Consider the following 20,291-nt stretch of genomic DNA (forward strand, 5'->3'; position numbering starts at 1 on the left):
TGAGTAGCCATCGAGTAGCTGCGCAGCAGCGTGTCGAGAGGGCGTATCGAAGGACAGGTGGCTCGCGTACCAACGGTGCTTCGATACGAGTCCTCGATACGCCGCTTGCGCGGCTACTCGGTCTCTACTCAGCACGAACGGATAAAGGTGACGTCATCACGCTCTAGGTCCGTCACACCGGACTGGTCCGGGATGACGAAGGCGCCGGTACGCCCCCCCAACCTCAATCCAGATTCGGCCGCAACCAGCGTTCCGCCTGCTTCGCATCCACCCCGCGCCGGGTGGCATAGTCCGCCACCTGATCCGCCCCGATCCGCGCCACCCCGAAATACTCCGCCTGCGCATGGCCGAAGTAGAAACCGCTCACCGCCGCGGTCGGCAGCATCGCGAAACTCTCGGTCAGTTCCAGCCCCACCGCATCCTCGGCCCCAAGCAGGTCGAACAAGGTGCGTTTCAGCGAATGTTCGGGGCAGGCGGGATAGCCCGGCGCCGGACGTATGCCGCGATATTGCTCGCGGACCAGCGCCTCGTTGGTCAGCTGCTCGTCCGGCGCATAGCCCCACAGGTCGCGGCGGACATGCGCGTGCAGCGCCTCGGCGAACGCCTCCGCAAGCCGGTCGGCCAGCGCCTTCAGCAGGATATCGTTGTAATCGTCGTGCCCCGCCTTGAAACGCGCGATATGCGGGTCGATGCCGTGGATGGCGACCGCGAAGCCGCCGATCCAGTCGCCCGCCGGATCGACGAAATCGGCCAGGCACATATTGGCGCGCCCCTCGCGCTTGGCGATCTGCTGGCGCAGGAAGGGGAGCCTGATCTCGTCTAGCCCCTCCCCGTCAGGAGCGTCGGGTCGGTCATAGCCCCGCGATGACCTGAACAGCGCGGGGCGCTGTTCACCCGATGCTGGGTTGGGGTGGGGCCTGTCCACGAGCGATGAAGCCTGTGAAGAGGCCCCACCCCCGACCCCTCCCCTGAAGGGGAGGGGCTTTAGAACCACATCGTCGCCGTCACGCCGGCACGGCCAAAGCCCCGCCACTCCCCGTGCGGTCAGCCATTTCTCCGCGACGATCGTGTCCAGCATCGCCTGCGCATCCGCATACAACCCGGTAGCGCTCTCGCCGACGACCGCGTCGTTCAGGATCGCCGGGAAATTACCCGCCAGTTCCCACGCGCGGAAGAACGGCGTCCAGTCGATATATTGGCGCAGGTCGGCCAGATCCCAATCGTCAAACACGTGCACGCCGGGCTTGGCGACCGGCGTCGCCTTCAACGCCATGTCCGCCACGAACCCGCGTTCGCGCGCGGTGGCCAGCGGCAGCAGGTCGTTCTGCCCCCGCCCCTCTCGCGCCACCCGCACCGCCTCGTAATCCGCGGCGATCCCCGCGACATAGGCGTCGCGCCCGGTGTCGCTGACCAGCGTCGTCGCTACGCCAACCGCGCGCGACGCATCGAGCACATGGACCACCGGCCCCTTATAGGCAGGCGCGATCCGCAGCGCGGTGTGGACCTTGGAGGTCGTGGCGCCGCCGATCAGCAGCGGCATCGTCATCCCCGCCCGCTGCATCTCCTCGCCCACCGTCACCATTTCGTCCAGCGAGGGCGTGATGAGGCCGCTCAGCCCGATCATGTCGGCATCACTCTCCTGCGCCGCCGCCAGGATCTTCGACCACGGCACCATCACGCCCAGATCGACCACGTCGAAGCCGTTGCACTGGAGCACCACGCCGACGATGTTCTTGCCGATATCGTGGACGTCGCCCTTGACGGTCGCCATCACGATCTTGCCCTTGCCCTTGGCGCCCGGCTCCTTCGACGCTTCGATGAAGGGCAGCAGATGGGCGACGGCCTTCTTCATCACCCGCGCCGACTTCACCACTTGCGGCAGGAACATCTTGCCCGATCCGAACAGGTCGCCGACGACGTTCATGCCGTCCATCAGCGGCCCCTCGATCACCTCGATCGGCCGCCCCCCGGCATCGGCGAACAGCTGGCGGCATTCCTCGGTATCGTCGACGACATGCGCGTCGATGCCCTTGACCAGCGCATATTCGAGCCGCTTGGTGACCGGCAGTCCGCGCCACTCCGCCGCCGCCTTCTCCGCCACCACGTCGGTGCCGCGATAGCGTTCGGCGAGCGCCACCAGCCGATCGCCGGCTTCCGGATCGCGGTTGAGCACCACGTCTTCGCACGCCGTCCTGAGTTCGGGGTCGATCAGGTCATAGACGTCGAGCTGCCCGGCGTTGACGATCGCCATGTCCAGCCCGGCGGGGATCGCATGGTACAAGAACACCGAATGCATCGCCCGGCGCACCGGCTCGTTGCCGCGAAAGCTGAAGCTGAGGTTCGACAGCCCGCCCGAGATATGAACGTGCGGGCAGCGCTGCTTGATCTGCTTGCACGCCTCGATGAAATTGACCGCATAATTGTTATGCTCCTCGATCCCCGTGGCGACCGCGAAGATGTTGGGATCGAAGATGATGTCCTCGGGCGGAAAGCCGATCCCCATCAGCAGGTCATAGGCGCGCGAACAGATCTCGACCTTGCGCGCTTGCGTATCGGCCTGGCCCACTTCGTCGAACGCCATGACGACCACCGCGGCGCCATAAGCCATGCACAGCCGGGCGGAGGCGAGGAACGCCTCCTCGCCCTCCTTCATGCTGATCGAATTGACGATCGGCTTGCCGCTGACGCATTTCAGCCCGGCCTCGATCACGCTCCATTTCGAACTGTCGATCATGATCGGCACGCGCGCGATATCGGGTTCGGCGGCGATCAGCTTGAGGAAGGTCGTCATCGCGTGATGCGCGTCGAGCAGCCCTTCGTCCATGTTGACGTCGACGATCTGCGCGCCATTCTCGACCTGCTGCCGCGCGACCTCGACCGCCCGCGTGTAATCCCCCGCCATCACGAGCTTCTTGAACGCAGCGGAGCCGGTGACGTTGGTGCGTTCGCCGATGTTGACGAAGTTGGTGGAGGAGTTTGTCGTCATTCTTCTTCCTAGTCCTCCCCGAGCCTGCTCGGGGAGGGGGACCGCCCGGCACTTGCCGGGTGGTGGAGGGGCAATCGCGAGGGGGGCCGCCTGCGGCTGCCCCTCCACCACGCCCTGCGGGCGCGGTCCCCCTCCCCGCGCCGCGGGGAGGACTGAAAATCAGGCCGCCATCGTGAACGGCTCCAGCCCGGCCAGCCGGGTCCGCACCGCGGCCACCGGCACCTTGCGCGGCGCGACCCCCTTCACCCGCTCGGCCATCGCCTTGATATGCGCCGGGGTCGATCCGCAGCAGCCGCCGAGCACGTTCACCTGCCCCGCATCCGCCCATTCGCCGACCAGCCCGGCGGTGGTCGCCGGCATCTCGTCATATTCGCCCAGTTCGTTGGGCAGCCCCGCATTGGGATAGACCATGATGAGCGTGTCGCAGATCTCGCTCAACACCTTTACATGCGGGCGCAACTGCTCGGCGCCGAACGAGCAGTTCAGCCCGATCGTCAGCGGCCGGGCATGGCGCACCGCATGCCAGAACGCCTCGACCGTATGCCCCGACAGGTTGCGCCCCGACAGATCGGTCAGCGTCATCGACAGCATGACCGGCACGTCGCGGCCCAGCGCGATCCCCGCCTCGATTGCCGCCATCACCCCGGCCTTGGCGTTCAGCGTGTCGAACACCGTCTCGATCAGGATGAAATCGACCCCGCCGTCCAGCAGCGCGTCGATCTGTTCGCGGTACACGCCCTTCAGATAATCGAAGTCGATCTCGCGATAGCCCGGATCGTTGACGTCGGGGCTGAGCGACAGCGTCTTGTTGGTCGGCCCGATCGCCCCCGCGACGAAGCGCGGGCGCCCATCGCGCGCCTGGAATTCGTCCGCCAGCCGCCGCGCCAGCTTCGCGCTCTCGACATTGATGGCGCGCACCAGATGCTCGGCGCCGTAATCGGCCTGGCTGATGACATTGGCCGAAAAGGTGTTGGTCTCGGCGATATCCGCCCCCGCCTCGAAATAGGCGCGGTGGATCGATTCGATGACCTCCGGCTTGGTCAGCACCAATATGTCGTTATTGCCCTTCTGGTCATGGCTCAGCCCCAGATCGCCGGCATAATCCGCCTCCGCCAGTTTCCAGTTCTGGATCTCCGTCCCGAACGCGCCATCGGTGATGAGTACGCGGGTAGCGGCCTGGGCTTGGAATGATTGGCGTGGACTCATCTCTACTACCTTCGATCCTCCCCGCTCGCGGGGAGGGGGACCGCTCGGCAACGCCGTGGGGTGGCGGGGGTTCTCCGCACAGGGTATCGCCGGTGGAGAACCCCCTCCACCAGCTTCGCTGGTCCCCCTCCCCGCCAGCGGGGAGGATCGAAAATCAAGCCGCCGCCACCTGCGCCACCGGCCTGGCGCGCACGCCGAGCAGATGGCTGATCGCATAGGCCAGTTCGGCCCGGTTGAGCGTGTAGAAATGGAACTGCCGCACGCCGCCTGCATACAGCTTGCGGCACAATTCGGCGGCCAGCGTGGCGGCGATCAGCTGGCGCGCGGCGGGATGATCGTCCAGCCCCTCGAACAGCCGCGCCATCCACGCCGGCACCTGCGTCCCGCACAGCGCGCTCATCCGCACGACGCTGGCGAAATTGGTCACCGGCATGATCCCGGGCACGATCTCCGCGGCGATCCCCGCCGCCGCCACCTTGTCGCGGTAACGGAAGAACGTCTCCGGCTCGTGGAAGAACTGGGTGATCGCCCGGCTGGCGCCCGCGTCCAGCTTGGCCTTCAGATTGTCCAGATCGACGCGGTCGTCGGCCGAATCGGGATGGCATTCGGGATAGGCGGCGACCGACACCTCGAACGGATGCAGCCGCTTCAGCCCCGCGACCAGCGCCGCGGCATTCTCGTAACCGCCCGGATGCGACGTGAACCTGGCGCCCTGCTGCGGCGGATCGCCGCGCAGCGCGACGATGTGGCGCACGCCCGCCGCCCAATATTCCTGCGCGACCTCGTCGATCTCCGCCCTGGTCGCCTCGACGCAGGTCAGATGCGCCGCCGCCGCCAGGCTGGTCTCGCGCTGGATGCGTGCGACCGTGGCGTGCGTCCGCTCGCGCGTCGTCCCCCCCGCGCCATAGGTCACCGAGACGAAGCGCGGTCCCAGCGGCTCCAGCGCGCGCACCGCTTCCCACAGCTGCGTCTCCATCCGCTCGGTCTTGGGCGGGAAGAATTCGAAGCTGATATCCATGTCGCCCGCGACGTCCGCATAGAGCGGTCCGTCGAGCGCGCGCCTGGCCTCTTCCAATTGCGGAACCGATATCGTCATGCCGCTTCTGCCTTGCTTGAAAGCGCGCGCAACCGCGCGCCCGCCTTTCGCCCCAACCACAATTTCACCGTCAACGTGCCGCCCGCCAACGTCTCGATTGCGCCGGGCGCCAGCCCTGCCGCGGCGAACCACGTCGCCATCTGCGCATCGTCGAACCCCAGCCGGGTATGGCCGTCGCGCATCCGCAATTCCTCGCGGTCGTGGCTCGCGAAGTCCGCGATCAGCAACCGTCCTCCCGGCCCCAGCACCCGCGCCGCCTCGGCGATCGCGGCGCCCGGCTGCTGCGCGAAATGCAGCACATGGTGGACGATTGCGACATCCGCCGCCCCGTCGCGCATCGGCAGGGCATAGAGATCGGCCTGCCGCAATTCGGCATTCTGGACGCCCTGCTCGGCGAGTTTTACGCGCGCCAGCCGCAGCATCTCCGAACTGCGGTCGATTCCCAAGGCCGTCTCGGCCGCGCCGGCGAACAATTCCAGCATCCGCCCGGTGCCGGTGCCGATGTCGATCAGCGTGCCGACATGCTCGTCGCCCAGCATCGCCGCCATCGCCGCCTCGACCGCGTCGTCGGCGACGTGCAGCGCACGGATCGCGTCCCATTCGTCGGCATGGTTTTCGAACCAGGCGGCGGCACTCGCCGCCCGATCCGCGCGCACCGCTGCCAGCCGCGCCGCGTCCGCGACCACCCAATGATCCGGCTCGGCCTGCGCCCACGCGTCCAGCGCCGCGGCCACCGGCGCCACCGCCTGCGCCCGGCCCAGCGCCACGAAGACCCAGCTGCCCTCCTTGCGCCGCTCGGCCAGCCCGGCATCGCACAGGATTTTCACATGCCGGCTCACCCGCGGCTGGCTCTGCCCCAGCACCTGCGCCAGTTCGCCGACCGACAATTCCATCGACCGCAACAGCTGCAGGATGCGCAGGCGGGTCGCGTCGGCAAGCGCGCGGAAGATGTCGAGCGGGAGCGTCATCGGGTATCAGATATAAAGATATCTTTATATGCGGTCAATCGCATCTATGGCGCGACATGGATCCCGATGCGGTCAGGATCGTTCGTGCGCATCGGCGCCATCATTCGGGGTCCAAATTTACGATGACGCTTATCCATCAGGGAGCCAATTGCATGAAGATCATCCTCCTGCCCGTCCTCGCCGCTGCCGCCCTCGGCATCGCCGGCTGCTCGCAGAATGCGCAGAACGAGACTGCCGAAGCCGGCAACGCGATCGCCGCCGATACCGCAGCGACCACCGACAACGCCGTGGGCGATGTCGATGCGGCGACTGATCGCTCGCTCGACCGCGCCGGCGCCGCAATGGACAATGCCGGTGCCGATGCCGAAGCGGGCGCCGATCGCGCCGGCCAGTCGATCGCCAACGGAGCCGATCGCGCGGCCGATGCCACCGGCGAAGCGCTGCAGAGCGCCGGCAACGCGATCCGCGACTGACCTGGGAATGAGGAGCGCCGCCATCCTTTTCGCGGGCGCGGCGCTCCTGCTGGCCGCCTGTTCGGCCGAACCCGACCAGCCCGGCGGCGTCACCGCCGACGAGGCGCAGCAGCTGAATCAGGCCGCCGCGATGCTCGATGCGAACAGCATGGACGCGAACGCGTTGACGCAATCCCAACCTGCTGAGGCCCGATAAGCATGACCGGCCGCCGCCTGGGTTCCACCGATCTCCGCGTCGCCCCGCTGGTACTCGGCGGCAACGTCTTCGGCTGGACCGCGGATCGCCAAGCCGGTTTCGCCGTCCTCGACGCCTTCGTCGAGGGCGCGAGCACGGCAGGCGGCGCGATGATCGACACCGCCGACGTTTATTCCGCCTGGGTGCCGGGCCACCGTGGCGGCGAATCGGAGACGATGATCGGCGAATGGCTGCGCACCTCGGGCAAGCGCGACCAGGTACTGATCGCCACCAAGGTCGGCATGCTGCCGGGCGAAGGTGGCGAGAAGCTCGCCCCCGCGCGCATCGCCGCCGCCTGCGAAGCGTCGCTCCAGCGTCTCGGCACGGACCGCATCGACCTATATTTCGCGCACCAGGACGACGATTCGGTGCCGCAGGAAGCCGTATCGGAGGCGTTCGGCAAGCTGGTCGATGCGGGCAAAGTCCGCGTCGTCGGCGCATCGAATTTCTCCGCCGCGCGCCTGAAATCCGCCAACGAAGCCGCTTTGGCGGCCGGCCTGCCGCGCTATCACGTCCTCCAGCCCGAATATAACCTCGTCAGCCGCCACAAGTTCGAAGGCGAGTTGCAGGATTATTGCGTCACCGAAAACATCGGCGTCGTCCCCTATTACGGCCTCGCCTCGGGCTTCCTCACCGGCAAGTATCGCGACGCGCAGGACTTCTCCAAGAGCGTGCGCGGCGGCCGGATGGCGGGCTTGCTCGAAGGTCGCGGCCGGGCGATGCTCGACGCGATGGACGGCGTCGCGGCGGAAACCGGCGCGACGCTGGCCCAGATCGCGCTGGCCTGGCTCATCGCGCAACCCGGCGTCACCGCTCCGATCGCCAGCGCCACCAGCGCGGCGCAGGTCGCGGACCTGCTCCGCGCGCTGACCCTGGAACTGACCCGCGACCAGCGCGACCGACTGGACGCCGCCGGCGCGTAAAGGTTGACGCACGCACCGCCCGTCCCACCCCGGTACGTGCCATTTGCGCCACTGGCATCCGCGCCCCAACGCGTGCAACACGACGCGCATGGCCTCCTCCAAGACGATCCTGGCGACCCTGGGCCTGCTCCTCCCCGCCGCAGCAGCGGGGATGGTCGCCATCGCCGCGCACCGCGCGCCCCTCGCCCCGCCCTCACCCAAAGCCCTTCGCATCAAGGCAGTACCGCGCCTCGCCCCGCCGCCGCGAACGGCCCAGGCCCCCGCCCCGACTACTCCCCCGGCCGCGTCCCCCTCCCCCTACGTTGTCCGCCGCATCCTCGACGTTCCCGGCGTGATGAAGATCGGCGACACCTATTGGGACGAGGCCGGCGTGCCTCCCGGCGCCATCGTCATCACCGTCGATCTGGATGCCCAGGTGCTCTCGATCTTCCGCGGCGGCTATGAGATCGGCACCGCCGCGATCCTCTATGGCGGCGATGACAAACCCACCCCGCTCGGCATCTTTCCGGTGACGCAGAAGGATGCGGACCACGTCTCCAATCTCTACGACGCGCCGATGCCCTATATGATGCGCCTCACCAACGACGGCATCTCGATCCACGGCAGCGAGATGGAGGCCGGGCTGATGACCCACGGCTGCGTCGGCGTTCCCGTCGATTTCGCGCGCCGGCTGTTCCGCGCCACCCGGCTCGGCGACAAGGTCATCGTCACCAACGGCGAACGCCTCGCCATCGGCAGACCGATCACCGCCGCCTGAACGCCTGTCCTACACGCCGCGGATCTGCTTTGAACCGCGCTCATGGACGCCGCTCCCCGCCCGATCCCGCACGCCCGCCGCGGCTCCCGCTCGCCTGGCGCGTGCCGGAGGTGTTTTCGCGCGCGACGTAGTGTCCGGATTGTCCGGTTCCGATCGCGCACCCGCCCGATCCCAGTGATTCGCACGCGCGGGCCATTGATCGCCGCCGGGCGTTCGATCAGGAGGATTTCGCCCCAAAGGACGGCGCCCAAAAGGACAGGGCAAGAGGAGACGTACATGCCTTCAGGATTGGTCGCGCTGCTCGATGACGTGGCGGGCATCGCAAAGCTCGCCGCCGCCTCGCTCGACGACATCGGCGCCGCCGCGGGCAAGGCCGGCAGCAAGGCGGTGGGCGTCGTCATCGACGATGCCGCCGTCACGCCGCGCTATGTCACCGGCCTCAGCCCGGCGCGCGAACTGCCGATCATCGCCAAGATCGCGCTCGGCTCGATCCGCAACAAGGTGCTGATCCTGCTTCCCGCAGGGCTGGCGATGAGTGCCTTCGCGCCCTGGCTGCTCACCCCGTTGCTGATGCTCGGCGGCACGTATCTGTGCTTCGAAGGCGCCGAAAAGGTGATCGAGGCGCTGTTCGGCAGCCACCACGCCACGGTCGAGGAAGCCGCCCCCATCGACGCCGTTGCGCTGGAAAAGGAGAAGGTTTCGGGCGCGGTTCGCACCGATTTCATCCTGTCCGCAGAGATCATGGCGATCGCCCTGGCCGATGTCGCGACACAGCCGATCCTCAATCAGGCGATCGTCCTGGCGCTCGTGGCGCTCGGCATCACCGTCGGCGTCTACGGCGTGGTCGCGCTGATCGTGAAGGTCGACGACATCGGCCTGAACCTCGCCGAACGCTCGAACGCGGGCGTGCGCGCGCTCGGGCGCGGCATGGTAAAGGCGATGCCGCCGGTCATGAAGACCCTGACGATCGTCGGCACCGCGGCGATGATCTGGGTCGGCGGCGGCATCCTGCTCCACGGCCTCGAACATTACGGCCTGGCCGCACCCCAGCACGCACTCGAACACGCGGGCGAGGTCGCGGCCCATGCATGGCCCGTGGCGGGCGGGTTCCTCTCATGGCTGGTGATGGCCGCCGGGGCGGGCGTGGTCGGCCTGGTCGCGGGTTCGATCGTGGCAGGCGTTCTCCACCTCATCCCTCGCAAGGGACACTGACGCCGGCGGAAGCGGTGGAGCATGATGACTTGAGGTCGATCACCTTCTCCTCCCTCCCCTTCAGGGGAGGGCTGGGGTGGGGCCTCTCCTCCCGCGATGCGCCTGAGGAAGCGCCCCACCCCCGGCCCAGTGCCGGGTCGGTCAGGCTCCCGGCCTGACCGACCCGCGCGGGGCGCGGTTCACCCGGCACTCCTGAAGGGGAGGGGAGGTTCCACCCGATGTCATCTCGTTCTAGGCAAGGCGAAAAGGGAGAGCGAAGCGTGGCGCATTACGGCGATTACCAGCACGCGATCTACGGCGCCGGGCTGAGCGGGGTGATGCCCAAGCTGCCGGTCGATTTCGCGACGCTGGAGGCACGCGCCGCCGCCGCGATGCCGCCCTCGGTGCTCGGCTACGTCCAGGGCGGCTGCGGCGACGAGTTCACGCAAAGGGAAAATGCCGATGCCTTCCAGCGCTGGGGCATGGTGCCGCGGATGATGGTCGATTGCACCACCCGCGACCTGTCGATCGAACTGCTCGGCACTCGCTATCCCACGCCCCTGTTCATGGCGCCGATCGGGGTCACCGGGCTGGCGACGCAGGACGGCCACGGCGATCTTGCCGCCGCACGCGCCGCGGCAGAGACCGGCGTGCCGCTGATGGCCTCCACCCTGTCGAACGACCCGCTCGAAACGGTGGCGGGGGCGATGGGTGACACCCCCGGCTTCTTCCAGCTCTACACGCCGCGCGACCGCGATCTCGCCGCCAGCATTGTCGCGCGGGCGGAGGCCGCCGGCTACAAGGCGATCGTCGTCACGCTCGACACCTGGGTCACCGGCTGGCGCCCGCGTGACCTGAACGTCGCCAACTTCCCGCAGCTGCGCGGCCATGTGCTGACCAATTATTTCTGCGACCCCGTGTTCGCGCGGATGCTGGCCCGGCCCGTCGCGGAAGACCCCGCCGCCGCGGTCCGGCAATGGGCGGCCACCTTCGGCAAGGTGCTGACGTGGGACGACCTGCCCTGGCTCCGATCGCTGACGACACTGCCGATCGTGCTGAAGGGCATCTGCCACCCCGACGACGCCCGCCGAGCGATCGACGGCGGCGCGGACGCCATCTATTGCTCGAACCACGGCGGGCGTCAGGCGAACGGCGGGATCGCCGCGATCGACATGCTGCCCGGCGTCGTCGCTGCGTCGGGCGTCGTGCCCGTCCTGTTCGACTCCGGGGTGCGTTCGGGAAGCGACGTCGTGAAGGCGCTGGCGCTCGGCGCGCGCGCGGTCGGTGTCGGCCGCCCCTATATCTACGGCTTGGCGCTCGACGGCGCCGCGGGCTGCGCGCACGTCCTGCGCTGCATCCTGGCGGAGGCGGATCTGATGATGGCGGTCAACGGCTACCCCGATCTCGCCGCCGTCCGCACCGCCGGCGCGACCCGGCGGTAGGTGGCGGCAAGAACTTGGTTTACGGAACCTTTACACTTTCGATACATTTAAGTTAATCGGAAATTGGAGGGTCGTCAGGCCCACAGCCGGGAGAGCGAGATGACCAAGGGCGCAAGGTTTATCCGTGGCTTGCTCGTCGCGGCGCCGATCTCGGCTGCATGCTGGGCGACCATCATCATCCCGATCATCGCGGTGAGCTGAACAGCCTGCGATCAGCCGAACCCGAACCAATAGAGTATCGCGATATTGACCGCCAGCAGCGGTAGCGCGGTCGCGATCTGGGCGCGGATCACCCCGTTGCGGTCGCTGAGGTCCAGCAGCACCGCCGGCACGATGTTGAAGTTCGCCGCCATTGGCGTCATCAGCGTCCCGCAGAAGCCGGCCAGCATCCCCAGTGCCGCCACCGCCGCCGGGTCGCCGCCATAACGCCGGATGAGCAGCGGCAGCCCGACCGCCGCGAGCATGACGGGGAACGCCGCAAAGGCATTGCCGATCACCATCGTGAACAGCGCCATCCCCACCGCATAGACCGCTACGGCGCCGATGATGCTGCCCGCCGGGATCGCATGATCGACCAGCCCGCCGACCACCTGCCCCACCCCCGCCAGCGTAAAGATCGCACCCAGGCTGGCGAGCATCTGCGGCAGGATCGCGGCCCATCCGATCGAATCCATCAGCCGCAGGCCCTCGCGCACCGGCGTCGACGGGGCGGGCCGCAGCCAGGCGCAGGTGACCGCCAGTGCGATCAGCGCGCCGGCGACCAGCGACACCAACGTCGCGTTCTTCGGATCGACCAGCGCATTGGGTCCGCGAAACGCCAGCGCACCGATCAGCGCGACCGCGGGCACGATCAGCATCGGCAGGAAGATCGCCCGCCCCCGTGGCCGCTCGTCCGTTCCGGCTCGCCCACCGCGCATCGCGCCGGAAGCGGCGAGCGCCACCAGCGCCAGCACCAGCACGCCGTTGCCCACGTCGGCAATCCGATCTCCGGCCAGAAAGCTGAGCGCCAGCAACGCCCAGAACGCGCCATTGGCGGGTCGGCGATCGTACAAGCTGACCAGCGCATACAAAGCGAACATCACGCCGGCGACGGTGTAGATGAATTGCAGCCCGATCATCGCCGCGACAGTCTCCGGTCGAGCCGCCACAACCGCGCGCCGTGGATCGCGAACGCCGCAACCGCGGTCGGGATCGCCCAGACCGAATAATCGAGCGGCTGGAGGACGATTCCCGCCTGGTCGAGCAAGCCCTTCATCAGCAGGATCGAACCGATCGCCAGAAAGATATCCTCCCCGAAGAACAGCCCGACATTGTCGGTCGCCGCGGCGAGCGCGCGGATGCGCTCGCGCTGCGCATCGTCGAGGCCGCCGGCCTGACGCTCGGCCGCCGCCTCGGCCATCGGCGCCAGCAGCGGCCGGACGGTCTGCGGATGCCCCGCGATCGAGGTCAGGCCCAGCGCGGCGGTCAGCTGGCGGAAAAGCAGATAGCCCGCCAACAGCCGCGCCGCCGTCACCCGCCCGCCACCGGCAATCAGGTCACGCGCCCGGTCGCGCAGGCCGAAGCGTTCGAGCAGGCCGATCAGCGGCAGGACGATCCAGACGATCGTCACATAACGCGTGTCGTTGAACGCCTTGCCGAACGCCGCCAGCACCGCCAGCGGGTCGATGCCCGCCGCAAGTCCGGTCACGGCGGCCGACACCGCGATCACCAGCATCGGATTGAAGCGCAGGAGGAAGCCGAGCACGATCACCCCGATCCCGGCGAGCACCATCATCGGCCGGGAATCGCAGCGTGCACCATCGGGGCCGGTATGCGCGCGGACTCAGTCCTCTGTCACGGGCGCAATCGCTACAAGGTCCGCTTACCGACAACGTTGCCGGTGGGAGAATAGCGGCACACCACATAATCGTCGGTCGCGTTGCTGGCCAAGGCGCAGCCCAAGCGCGTGGACGTGCGCCAGACGATCTGGGTATAATGCGACACGTCCTGCCACCGCCCCGTGCGGCTGAACGCCGGGGTGACGCCGTTGACGAAGTCCCGCTTCTCCGCCGCCCAATGCCCGAACATCTCGGCATAGGCATAGGCGCCACGCGTGCCGGTCCACAGATTCTCGCCCTGCCGCCCGATGTCGTGCGGTTGTTCGGCATGTTCGAAGCGCCCAGTGTGCGCCATCTCCTTGGCATAGACCAGCGCATCGGCGGCCAGCGCATCGTCCCACGCCAGCGGCGCCACCCCTGCGCTCGAGCGTTCACGCGCATGGCCCTCGACCATCGCCGATCGCAACAGGGCCGCGCCGCGATCGGCGGGCGCGGACGAGGTACGGCGTTCGACCACCCGCTCCGGTCCCTCAGCGGCGCAGGCAGACAGCAACAAGGCGGCTACCGGGTGGCGCTTGATCCTCATCCACGCCATATCGGCGGCATCATGCCGTCCGACAACCTGCTGGCGCTCTACGTCCATTGGCCGTTCTGCGTCTCCAAATGCCCCTATTGCGACTTCAACAGCCACGTCCGCGCCGAGGTGGATCAGCAGGCATGGGCAGCCGCCCTGCTCGCCGATCTGGCGCACGAAGCGCGCGAACTGCCCAGCCGTCGGCTGGGTTCGGTGTTCTTCGGCGGCGGCACCCCCTCGCTGATGCCGCCCGCCACGGTCGCCGCGATCCTGAGTGCAGCGGAGCGGCATTGGGGGTTCGATGACGGTATCGAGATCACGCTGGAGGCCAATCCGTCGTCGGTCGAGGCCGCCCGCTTCGCCGATCTTGCGGCGGCGGGGGTGAACCGCGCGTCGCTCGGCCTGCAATCGCTCGCCGATGCGGCGCTGCAATTTCTGGGCCGCGCCCATAGCGTGGCCGAGGGGCTGGCGGCGCTCGACGTCGCGCAGGCGGTGTTCGCGCGCGTCAGCTTCGATCTGATCTATGCGCTGCCGGGCCAGACGCTCGCCGCCTGGAGCCACGAACTGGAGCAGGCGCTGGCGCGCGGCACCGAGCATCTGTCCCTCTATCAACTCACGATCGAACCCGGCACCCGCTTCGCCACCGACGCCGCCGCCGGGCGGCTGACCATCCCCGACGGCGATGCCGCCGCCGATCTGTTCGAGGCGACCCGCGCCACCACCGCCGCCGCCGGACTTCCCGCCTATGAGACGTCCAACCACGCGCGGCCGGGGGCGGAGAGCCGCCACAACCTGGCGTATTGGCGCTACCGCGATTACGCCGGCATCGGTCCGGGCGCGCACGGCCGCCGCGGCGGGCTTGCCACCCAGCGCCGCCGCAAGCCCGAGAACTGGCTTGCCGCGGTCGCACGCAACGGCCACGGCATCGAACTGGAAGAACCGTTGGACCCACACACCCGCGCCACCGAAGCGCTCTTGATGGGCCTGCGGTTGCGCGAAGGCGTCGATCTGACGCGCATCGCCCAGCTGGCCGGCGGAACGGCACCGATCGACGATGCGGCGGTTGTGCGGCTGGAGGGTCAGGGCTTCGTCGCCCGCGAAGCCCAGCGATTACGCGTCACCGAAGCGGGCGCGCTGCTCCTCGACGCGATCCTGCCGCTGGTGGTGAAGGACCGGGTGGCGGCATGACGTCCGTAACTCACCATTCCCTCTCCCGCCGGGCGAGAGAGGGAGGCGCGGAACGCGCCGGAAGGGTGAGGGCGACCCGCGGCTCGTCGGCTATTTAACGAACCCGCTCGGCGCCGGCGACACCACCGTCGTCGCCCCACCCCGGATTTCCTTCACCTCCAGCGCGCGCTCGGCAATGCCGTCGCGGCCGAAGCGGAACGCACCGTCGATCCCCGAAAAGCCACCCGCGTCGCGCAGCTGCGTTTCCGGGAACGGCGAACCCACCCGCCAGTCGCGCGAAATCCGCACCGTCAGCAACACCGCATCATAGCCCAAACTCGACAGCCGGTATGGTGTCGCGCCGAAGCGGGTGCGGTATTTGGTCGCGAACTGGCGGTAGAAGGTGTCCGACACGCTGGCATACCAGGCCCCGGCCAGCGTCGGGCGCGCCGCGATCCCGCTTTCCGAATTCCACAATTCGGTGCCCAGGATGCGGGTGCCGGCGTTGGCGCCCCGTTTCACCTGTCCCGCCGCCTGCGCCGCCGTCGCGCCGCCATCCGCGATCAGCACCGCGCCGTAAGCCCCCTGCCCCGCCAGCCGCGCCGTCGCGGCCGTGACCCCGCCGGGTGTCCGCGCGAACGTCTGCAACGATGCGACCTGCCCGCCGGCATCCTCCACCGCGCGCAGGAAAGCGGTCGATGCCCGCTGCCCGTAAAGCCCGTTGGGCACCAGCCCGGCGAAACTCGTCACCCCGCGGCCGCCTGCATAAGCGACCACACGGTTGATTGACTGCGCAGGTGCATAGCCCATCAGATACGTGCCATTCCCCGCGACGCCGGCATCGTTGGAGAAACTGAGCACGGGCACCCCGGCCGCGCGCGCGATCGGCGCGACCGCACGCACGTCGTCGGCGAGCAGCGGCCCCAGGATCAGCTGGGCGCCGTCCGCGATGGCCCGCCGCGCCGCGGTCGCCGCGCCTGTCGCGGTGTCGTAATTGGTCACCCGCACCGACTGGTTCTGGGTATCGAGCAGCGCGAGCATCGTCGCGTTGGCGATCGACTGGCCCACACCCGCATTGCCGCCCGACAGCGGCACGAGCAGCGCGACCCGGTTGCGCTGGGCATCGCGCGGGATGCCGACCTGCACCTCGGTATCGCTCGGGTTGGGCGCCACGACCTGCGGCGGCGGCGCCTGCACCGGCCCGCGCGGCACGACCGTGGAACAGGCGGCCAGCGCGCCCGCGAGCGCCAGTCCAAAGCACCGCACCATTAACGGACGTGCCCGCCGACCACCGCATCGTCGTTGCGATGCTACCGTCGCCTCTGCCATGAACTCTCCGATGAACGCTCCACTGAACCCCGGCCTCTACATCGTCGCGACCCCGATCGGCAATCTCGGCGATCTCAGTCCGCGTGCCGCCGACATATTGAGCCGGGCGGACGTGATCGCGGTGGAGGACAGCCGGGTGACCGCCGGGCTGCTCCGCCATATCGGCACGAAGCGCCCGATGACGCCGTATCACGACCACAATGCAGAGGGCGTTCGCCCCGGTCTGGTCGCCCGCATGGCGACGCAGGCCGTCGCGCTGGTGTCCGACGCGGGCACGCCGCTGATCTCCGACCCCGGCTACAAACTGGTGCGCGATGCGCGCGCGGCGGGGCACGTCGTCGTGACGATACCCGGCCCGTGCGCGGCGGTGGCGGCGCTGACGCTGGCCGGGCTGCCGACGGATCGCTTTCTCTACGTCGGCTTCCTTCCTCCTAAGGAAAAGGCGCGCGCCGAGGCGATCGCCGAGATCGCCAAGATCCGCGCGACCCTGGTCCTCTACGGATCCGGCCCCCGCCTCGGCGCGTGTCTCGCCGCGCTGGCCGCGGGCCTGGGCGACCGCGAAGCGGCGGTGACGCGCGAGATCACCAAGCGGTTCGAAGAAGCGGTCACCGGCACCCTCGCCACCCTGGCGGCACGCTATGCCGATGCGCCGCCGCGGGGCGAAATCGTCATCGTGGTCGCTCCCCCCGGCGCCCCCGAACCCGCCAGCGCGGCCGATGCGGACATCGCGCTCGCCGAAGCGCTGACCCGCCTCCCCGCCTCCAAGGCCGCCGGCGAAGTCGCCAAGGCCCTCGGCCTCGACCGCAAGACGCTCTACGCGCGAGCGCTGGAGATGAAGGGGTGAGGGACCGCCGAACCGCCGAAGCCGCCGGCCGGCGCGGCGAGCGGCTGGCCGGGTGGTGGTTGCGCCTGAAAGGTTGGACGATCCTCGACCGCCGCGTCCGTACGAAGGCAGGCGAGGTCGATCTCGTCGCCCGGCGCGGCAATCTGATCGCCTTCGTCGAGGTGAAAACCCGCGCCACCGCCGCCGAACTCGACTTCGCGATCGACGAACGTCGTCTGGCCCGCGTCGCCGCGGCGGCGGAAGTGTTGATGGAGCGCTATGCCGGACCGGGCGATGATATCCGCGTCGACGTCATCCTGATCGCGCCGGGCACACGTCCGCAACACGTCGAAAATGCCTGGATTGGGTGAGCCGACGGCCCGCCACGGACGCCTTTGCGAACCCTGTCCTACACCGGGGCACTTGGTTATAGCCCCGCCATGCCGATGCTTGCCCGACGCGTCTTCGACCCTCTCGCGGAGCAGGTATTTGAATACCCTAACCGCACGAATCCGGGGGGACGTAGTGTCCGGTTCCGAATTTTGGACGCCCGCGCGGTGCCCGTAAAATACGCGGGATCGGCCCGCGCCTACCCCCTCCGACTCGAGGAATCGTCATGACCCTGACTGTCGCCGTTCAGATGGACCCGATCACCGGCATCGCGATCGCGGGCGATTCCACCTTTGCCTTGATGTTGTCGGCGCAGGCGCGCGGGCACCGGCTGTTTCACTATACCGCCGAAGACCTGAATTATTCGGATGGCCATGTCTGGGCGGCGGCACATCACGTCACCGTCCAGCGGGTCGAGGGCGACCATTTCCGCAACCGGCCGCCCGTCCGGCTCGATTTGGGCGACGACGCCGACGTGGTATTGATGCGGCAGGATCCGCCGTTCGACCTCGGCTACATCACCGCCACCCACCTGCTGGAACGGATCGCGCACCGGACGCTGGTCGTCAACGATCCCGTCAGCGTCCGCAACGCGCCGGAAAAGGTGTTCGTCCTCGATTACGCGCGCTTCATGCCGCCCACGCTCATTACCCGCAGCCTGGAGGAGGCGCGCGCCTTTTTGGCCGAACACCGGGCCATCGTCGTCAAACCCCTCCACGGCAACGGCGGCAAGGCGATCTTCAAGGTCGAGTCGGACGGCGCGAACTTGTCCGCGCTGATCGAGGTGTTCAACCAGACCTGGCGCGAACCGCACATGATCCAGGCCTTCCTGCCCGACGTGGCGAAGGGCGACAAGCGCATCGTCCTGGTCGACGGCGTCGTCGCTGGCGCGATCAACCGCCTGCCCGGCGAAGGCGAAATCCGCAGCAATCTGGCGGTGGGCGGGTCGGCGGAGAAGACCGAGCTGACCGAGACGGAGCGCGAAATCTGCGCCGCGCTCGGCCCGGAACTGAAGCGGCGCGGGCTGATCTTCGTCGGTATCGACGTGATCGGTGGCAAATGGCTGACCGAGATCAACGTTACCTCGCCCACCGGCATCGTCGCGATCGAGCGATTTGACGGCACCGATGTCGCGGGGCTGATCTGGGACGCGATCGAAGCCCGGATTGGGGCAAGGGCGCCAACCGAGACAACATCCGGGGCGCCGGTGCAGGGCTGAGGCGGTGACCGCGTTCATCGTCAGCCTGATCGTGTGGGGCGGCTATTTCGGCATCTTCCTGCTGATGGCGCTGGAAAACATCGTGCCGCCCGTCCCGTCGGAGGTCATCATGGGCCTGGGCGGCATCGCGGTCGCCCAGGGACACATGGCATTCGTGCCACTGGTCGTCGCGGGGACTCTCGGCACCGTCGCGGGCAATTACTTCTGGTATTGGGTGGGGCGGCGGATCGGCTACGAGCGCCTGCGCCCTTTCGTCGAGCGGCATGGACGCTGGCTGACGATGACGTGGAACGATGTCGAACGACTCCACCGCTTCTTCGTGCGCCGCGGCGGCTGGGTGGTGTTCGTGTTCCGCTTCATGCCCACCTTCCGCACGATCATCTCGCTGCCCGCGGGGATGACCCGGATGCCGCGCTGGAAGTTCCTCGGCTTCACCGCAGCGGGCAGCGCGATCTGGAACACGGTGCTCGCTGCCGCCGGGCTGCTGCTGGGCTCGCGCTTTCGCGAACTTGATCGCTATGTCGGGCCGGTGGCGATCGCCATCACCGTGGCGATCGTGATCGCCTATCTCTACCGCGTGGCGACCTGGCGCCCCGAAGCGCGATAACGGCTGTCCTACACGCGGCGCATGGTGCAGCACCGGCGCAGGAGGATATGTGAGCCTACGAATGCGCGCGGACGGTCACACTTCATGCGTGTAGCATGTGACTTTCCGGAATTTTGGCCGGATTGTTCGGTCAGGCGCGCGGGTGTGCGTTGCGATAGACGTCGAGCAGATGCGCGGCATCGACCTGGGTATAGATCTGCGTCGACCCCAGGCTGGCATGGCCGAGCAACTCCTGGAGCGCGCGCAGATCGGCGCCCCGTCCCAGCAGGTGGGTCGCGAAACTGTGGCGCAGCGCGTGTGGCGTCGTCCGCTCGCCCAGCCCCAGCCGCCGCCGGGCGCCGCGGACCGACCGGCGGATGACCGCGGGCGACAACGGCCCCCCACGCGCGCCGCGAAACAACGGTGTGTCGCGCGCGATCGGCCAGGGGCAGTTCTGCACATAATCCTCGATCGCCGCGCGCACCCGCGCCAGCAGCGGCACGATGCGCGTCTTGTCGCGCTTGCCGGTGACGACGATCGTCTCCCCCAGCGGCAGTGCCGCACCGGTGAGCGCCAGCGCCTCGGAGATGCGCAGGCCCGCACCATAAAGCAGCAGCAGCACCGCCCAGTCGCGCAGCGCGATCCACGGCTCGGCCGCATCCTCCGCCACCTCGCCCGCCAGCGCCAGAACCTCGTCCGGCGCGATCGGCCGCGGCACCCCGCGCTTGACCTTGGGACCGGTCAGCCGCGGCGTCGCCGACGCGCCGTTGGCCCAGCCCAGGAACGCCCGCACCGCCGACAGCTCGCGCGCCGCCGACGCGTTCGTCAGCCCCTCGCCCCGCCGCCACGCCAGATAGGCGCGCAGATCGGCCGACGTCGCCTTGGCCAGCGCGTCGCGCCCCACCGGCGTCCCCCAATGTTCCGCAAGGAAGCTCGTCAGCCGCTCGGCGGTCGCGGCATAGGCGCGCGCCGTATGCGGCGAACGGCGCCGTTCATGCGCAAGATACGCCGCAAAGCGCAGGGGCAACGGGTCCGCCATCGCTACGGACTAGGCTCCTCGCAAGCGAACAGCAAACCGGCCAGCCTGGAATCGCGCGTCATGAATCCGG

At 68.5% G+C, this 20,291-nt stretch carries 20 protein-coding genes; 11 read left to right on the top strand and 9 right to left on the bottom strand.

Translation table 11 applies throughout. The features are described 5' to 3' along the window. Positions 1-223: 223 nt before the first annotated feature. From VFQ64_RS00005 to VFQ64_RS00020, 4 genes are all read right to left on the bottom strand, one after another. Positions 224-2,986 carry a vitamin B12 dependent-methionine synthase activation domain-containing protein gene (locus VFQ64_RS00005; RefSeq protein ID WP_325101239.1) on the bottom strand — a complete coding sequence of 921 codons (2,763 nt, stop codon included), beginning with the start codon at positions 2,984-2,986 and terminating at the stop codon, positions 224-226. A 159-nt stretch (positions 2,987-3,145) separates the two neighbouring features. Next, positions 3,146-4,192 (bottom strand): homocysteine S-methyltransferase family protein, encoded by a 1,047-nt coding sequence (locus VFQ64_RS00010; RefSeq protein WP_325101240.1) that lies wholly within the window; start codon positions 4,190-4,192, stop codon positions 3,146-3,148. Between the two features lie 154 nt (positions 4,193-4,346). Further along, positions 4,347-5,288, bottom strand: coding sequence for a methylenetetrahydrofolate reductase [NAD(P)H] (metF, locus tag VFQ64_RS00015; RefSeq protein ID WP_325101241.1), 942 nt, complete (start codon positions 5,286-5,288; stop codon positions 4,347-4,349). Next, on the bottom strand, positions 5,285-6,256 hold the full coding sequence (locus VFQ64_RS00020; RefSeq protein ID WP_325101242.1) for a metalloregulator ArsR/SmtB family transcription factor: 972 nt from the start codon (positions 6,254-6,256) through the stop codon (positions 5,285-5,287). Before VFQ64_RS00020 ends, metF begins: the two co-directional genes overlap by 4 nt. Before the next feature lie 152 nt (positions 6,257-6,408). Here VFQ64_RS00020 and VFQ64_RS00025 point away from each other — a divergent pair, with 152 nt between their 5' ends. The 6 genes from VFQ64_RS00025 to VFQ64_RS00050 all read left to right on the top strand — a co-directional run bounded on the left by VFQ64_RS00025 (position 6,409) and on the right by VFQ64_RS00050 (position 11,277). After that, entirely contained in the window at positions 6,409-6,729 is a 321-nt protein-coding gene (locus VFQ64_RS00025; protein ID WP_325101243.1) for a hypothetical protein, read from the top strand. A 7-nt stretch (positions 6,730-6,736) separates the two neighbouring features. Continuing rightward, a complete protein-coding gene (locus VFQ64_RS00030; protein ID WP_325101244.1) occupies positions 6,737-6,925 on the top strand; it encodes a hypothetical protein in 189 nt (62 codons plus the stop codon). A gap of 2 nt (positions 6,926-6,927) precedes the next feature. Further along, entirely contained in the window at positions 6,928-7,887 is a 960-nt protein-coding gene (locus VFQ64_RS00035; protein WP_325101245.1) for an aldo/keto reductase, read from the top strand. 88 nt (positions 7,888-7,975) lie between these two features. Then, the gene (locus VFQ64_RS00040; protein ID WP_325101246.1) at positions 7,976-8,644 is read left to right on the top strand and encodes a L,D-transpeptidase family protein; all 669 of its coding nucleotides are present in this window, start codon (positions 7,976-7,978) and stop codon (positions 8,642-8,644) included. A 276-nt stretch (positions 8,645-8,920) separates the two neighbouring features. Beyond that, the gene (locus VFQ64_RS00045; protein ID WP_325101247.1) at positions 8,921-9,856 is read left to right on the top strand and encodes a DUF808 domain-containing protein; all 936 of its coding nucleotides are present in this window, start codon (positions 8,921-8,923) and stop codon (positions 9,854-9,856) included. 260 nt (positions 9,857-10,116) lie between these two features. Further along, complete coding sequence (locus VFQ64_RS00050; RefSeq protein WP_325101248.1) at positions 10,117-11,277, top strand: alpha-hydroxy-acid oxidizing protein; 1,161 nt, start codon at positions 10,117-10,119, stop codon at positions 11,275-11,277. Positions 11,278-11,489: 212 nt separating this feature from the next. Here VFQ64_RS00050 and VFQ64_RS00055 read toward each other — a convergent pair whose 3' ends face one another. The 3 genes from VFQ64_RS00055 to VFQ64_RS00065 all read right to left on the bottom strand — a co-directional run bounded on the left by VFQ64_RS00055 (position 11,490) and on the right by VFQ64_RS00065 (position 13,689). Beyond that, the gene (locus tag VFQ64_RS00055; RefSeq protein ID WP_325101249.1) at positions 11,490-12,395 is read right to left on the bottom strand and encodes a DUF979 domain-containing protein; all 906 of its coding nucleotides are present in this window, start codon (positions 12,393-12,395) and stop codon (positions 11,490-11,492) included. Further along, a complete protein-coding gene (locus tag VFQ64_RS00060; RefSeq protein ID WP_325101250.1) occupies positions 12,392-13,051 on the bottom strand; it encodes a DUF969 domain-containing protein in 660 nt (219 codons plus the stop codon). The genes VFQ64_RS00055 and VFQ64_RS00060 overlap by 4 nt, the downstream gene beginning before the upstream one ends. A gap of 74 nt (positions 13,052-13,125) precedes the next feature. Next, on the bottom strand, positions 13,126-13,689 hold the full coding sequence (locus VFQ64_RS00065) for a CAP domain-containing protein (RefSeq protein ID WP_414712840.1): 564 nt from the start codon (positions 13,687-13,689) through the stop codon (positions 13,126-13,128). Positions 13,690-13,701: 12 nt separating this feature from the next. Between VFQ64_RS00065 and hemW the strand changes: the two genes are divergently transcribed. Further along, on the top strand, positions 13,702-14,856 hold the full coding sequence (gene hemW / locus VFQ64_RS00070; protein ID WP_325101252.1) for a radical SAM family heme chaperone HemW: 1,155 nt from the start codon (positions 13,702-13,704) through the stop codon (positions 14,854-14,856). A 90-nt stretch (positions 14,857-14,946) separates the two neighbouring features. Here the strand turns inward: hemW and VFQ64_RS00075 are convergent, their stop codons facing one another. Continuing rightward, positions 14,947-16,104 (bottom strand): penicillin-binding protein activator, encoded by a 1,158-nt coding sequence (locus VFQ64_RS00075; protein ID WP_325101253.1) that lies wholly within the window; start codon positions 16,102-16,104, stop codon positions 14,947-14,949. A gap of 70 nt (positions 16,105-16,174) precedes the next feature. On the opposite strand from VFQ64_RS00075, the gene rsmI reads away from it, so the two are divergent. From rsmI to VFQ64_RS00095, 4 genes are all read left to right on the top strand, one after another. Continuing rightward, the gene (rsmI, locus tag VFQ64_RS00080) at positions 16,175-17,008 is read left to right on the top strand and encodes a 16S rRNA (cytidine(1402)-2'-O)-methyltransferase (protein ID WP_325101254.1); all 834 of its coding nucleotides are present in this window, start codon (positions 16,175-16,177) and stop codon (positions 17,006-17,008) included. Continuing rightward, on the top strand, positions 17,005-17,358 hold the full coding sequence (locus tag VFQ64_RS00085) for a YraN family protein (protein ID WP_325101255.1): 354 nt from the start codon (positions 17,005-17,007) through the stop codon (positions 17,356-17,358). Before rsmI ends, VFQ64_RS00085 begins: the two co-directional genes overlap by 4 nt. A gap of 245 nt (positions 17,359-17,603) precedes the next feature. Then, on the top strand, positions 17,604-18,596 hold the full coding sequence (gene gshB / locus VFQ64_RS00090; RefSeq protein ID WP_325101256.1) for a glutathione synthase: 993 nt from the start codon (positions 17,604-17,606) through the stop codon (positions 18,594-18,596). A 4-nt stretch (positions 18,597-18,600) separates the two neighbouring features. Next, positions 18,601-19,203 (top strand): DedA family protein, encoded by a 603-nt coding sequence (locus VFQ64_RS00095; RefSeq protein ID WP_325101257.1) that lies wholly within the window; start codon positions 18,601-18,603, stop codon positions 19,201-19,203. Between the two features lie 130 nt (positions 19,204-19,333). Here the strand turns inward: VFQ64_RS00095 and VFQ64_RS00100 are convergent, their stop codons facing one another. Further along, positions 19,334-20,221, bottom strand: coding sequence for a tyrosine recombinase XerC (locus VFQ64_RS00100; protein WP_325101258.1), 888 nt, complete (start codon positions 20,219-20,221; stop codon positions 19,334-19,336). Positions 20,222-20,291: the final 70 nt, after the last annotated feature.

Source organism: Sphingomonas sp. (assembly GCF_035714405.1).
Taxonomy (GTDB): Bacteria; Pseudomonadota; Alphaproteobacteria; order Sphingomonadales; family Sphingomonadaceae; genus Sphingomonas.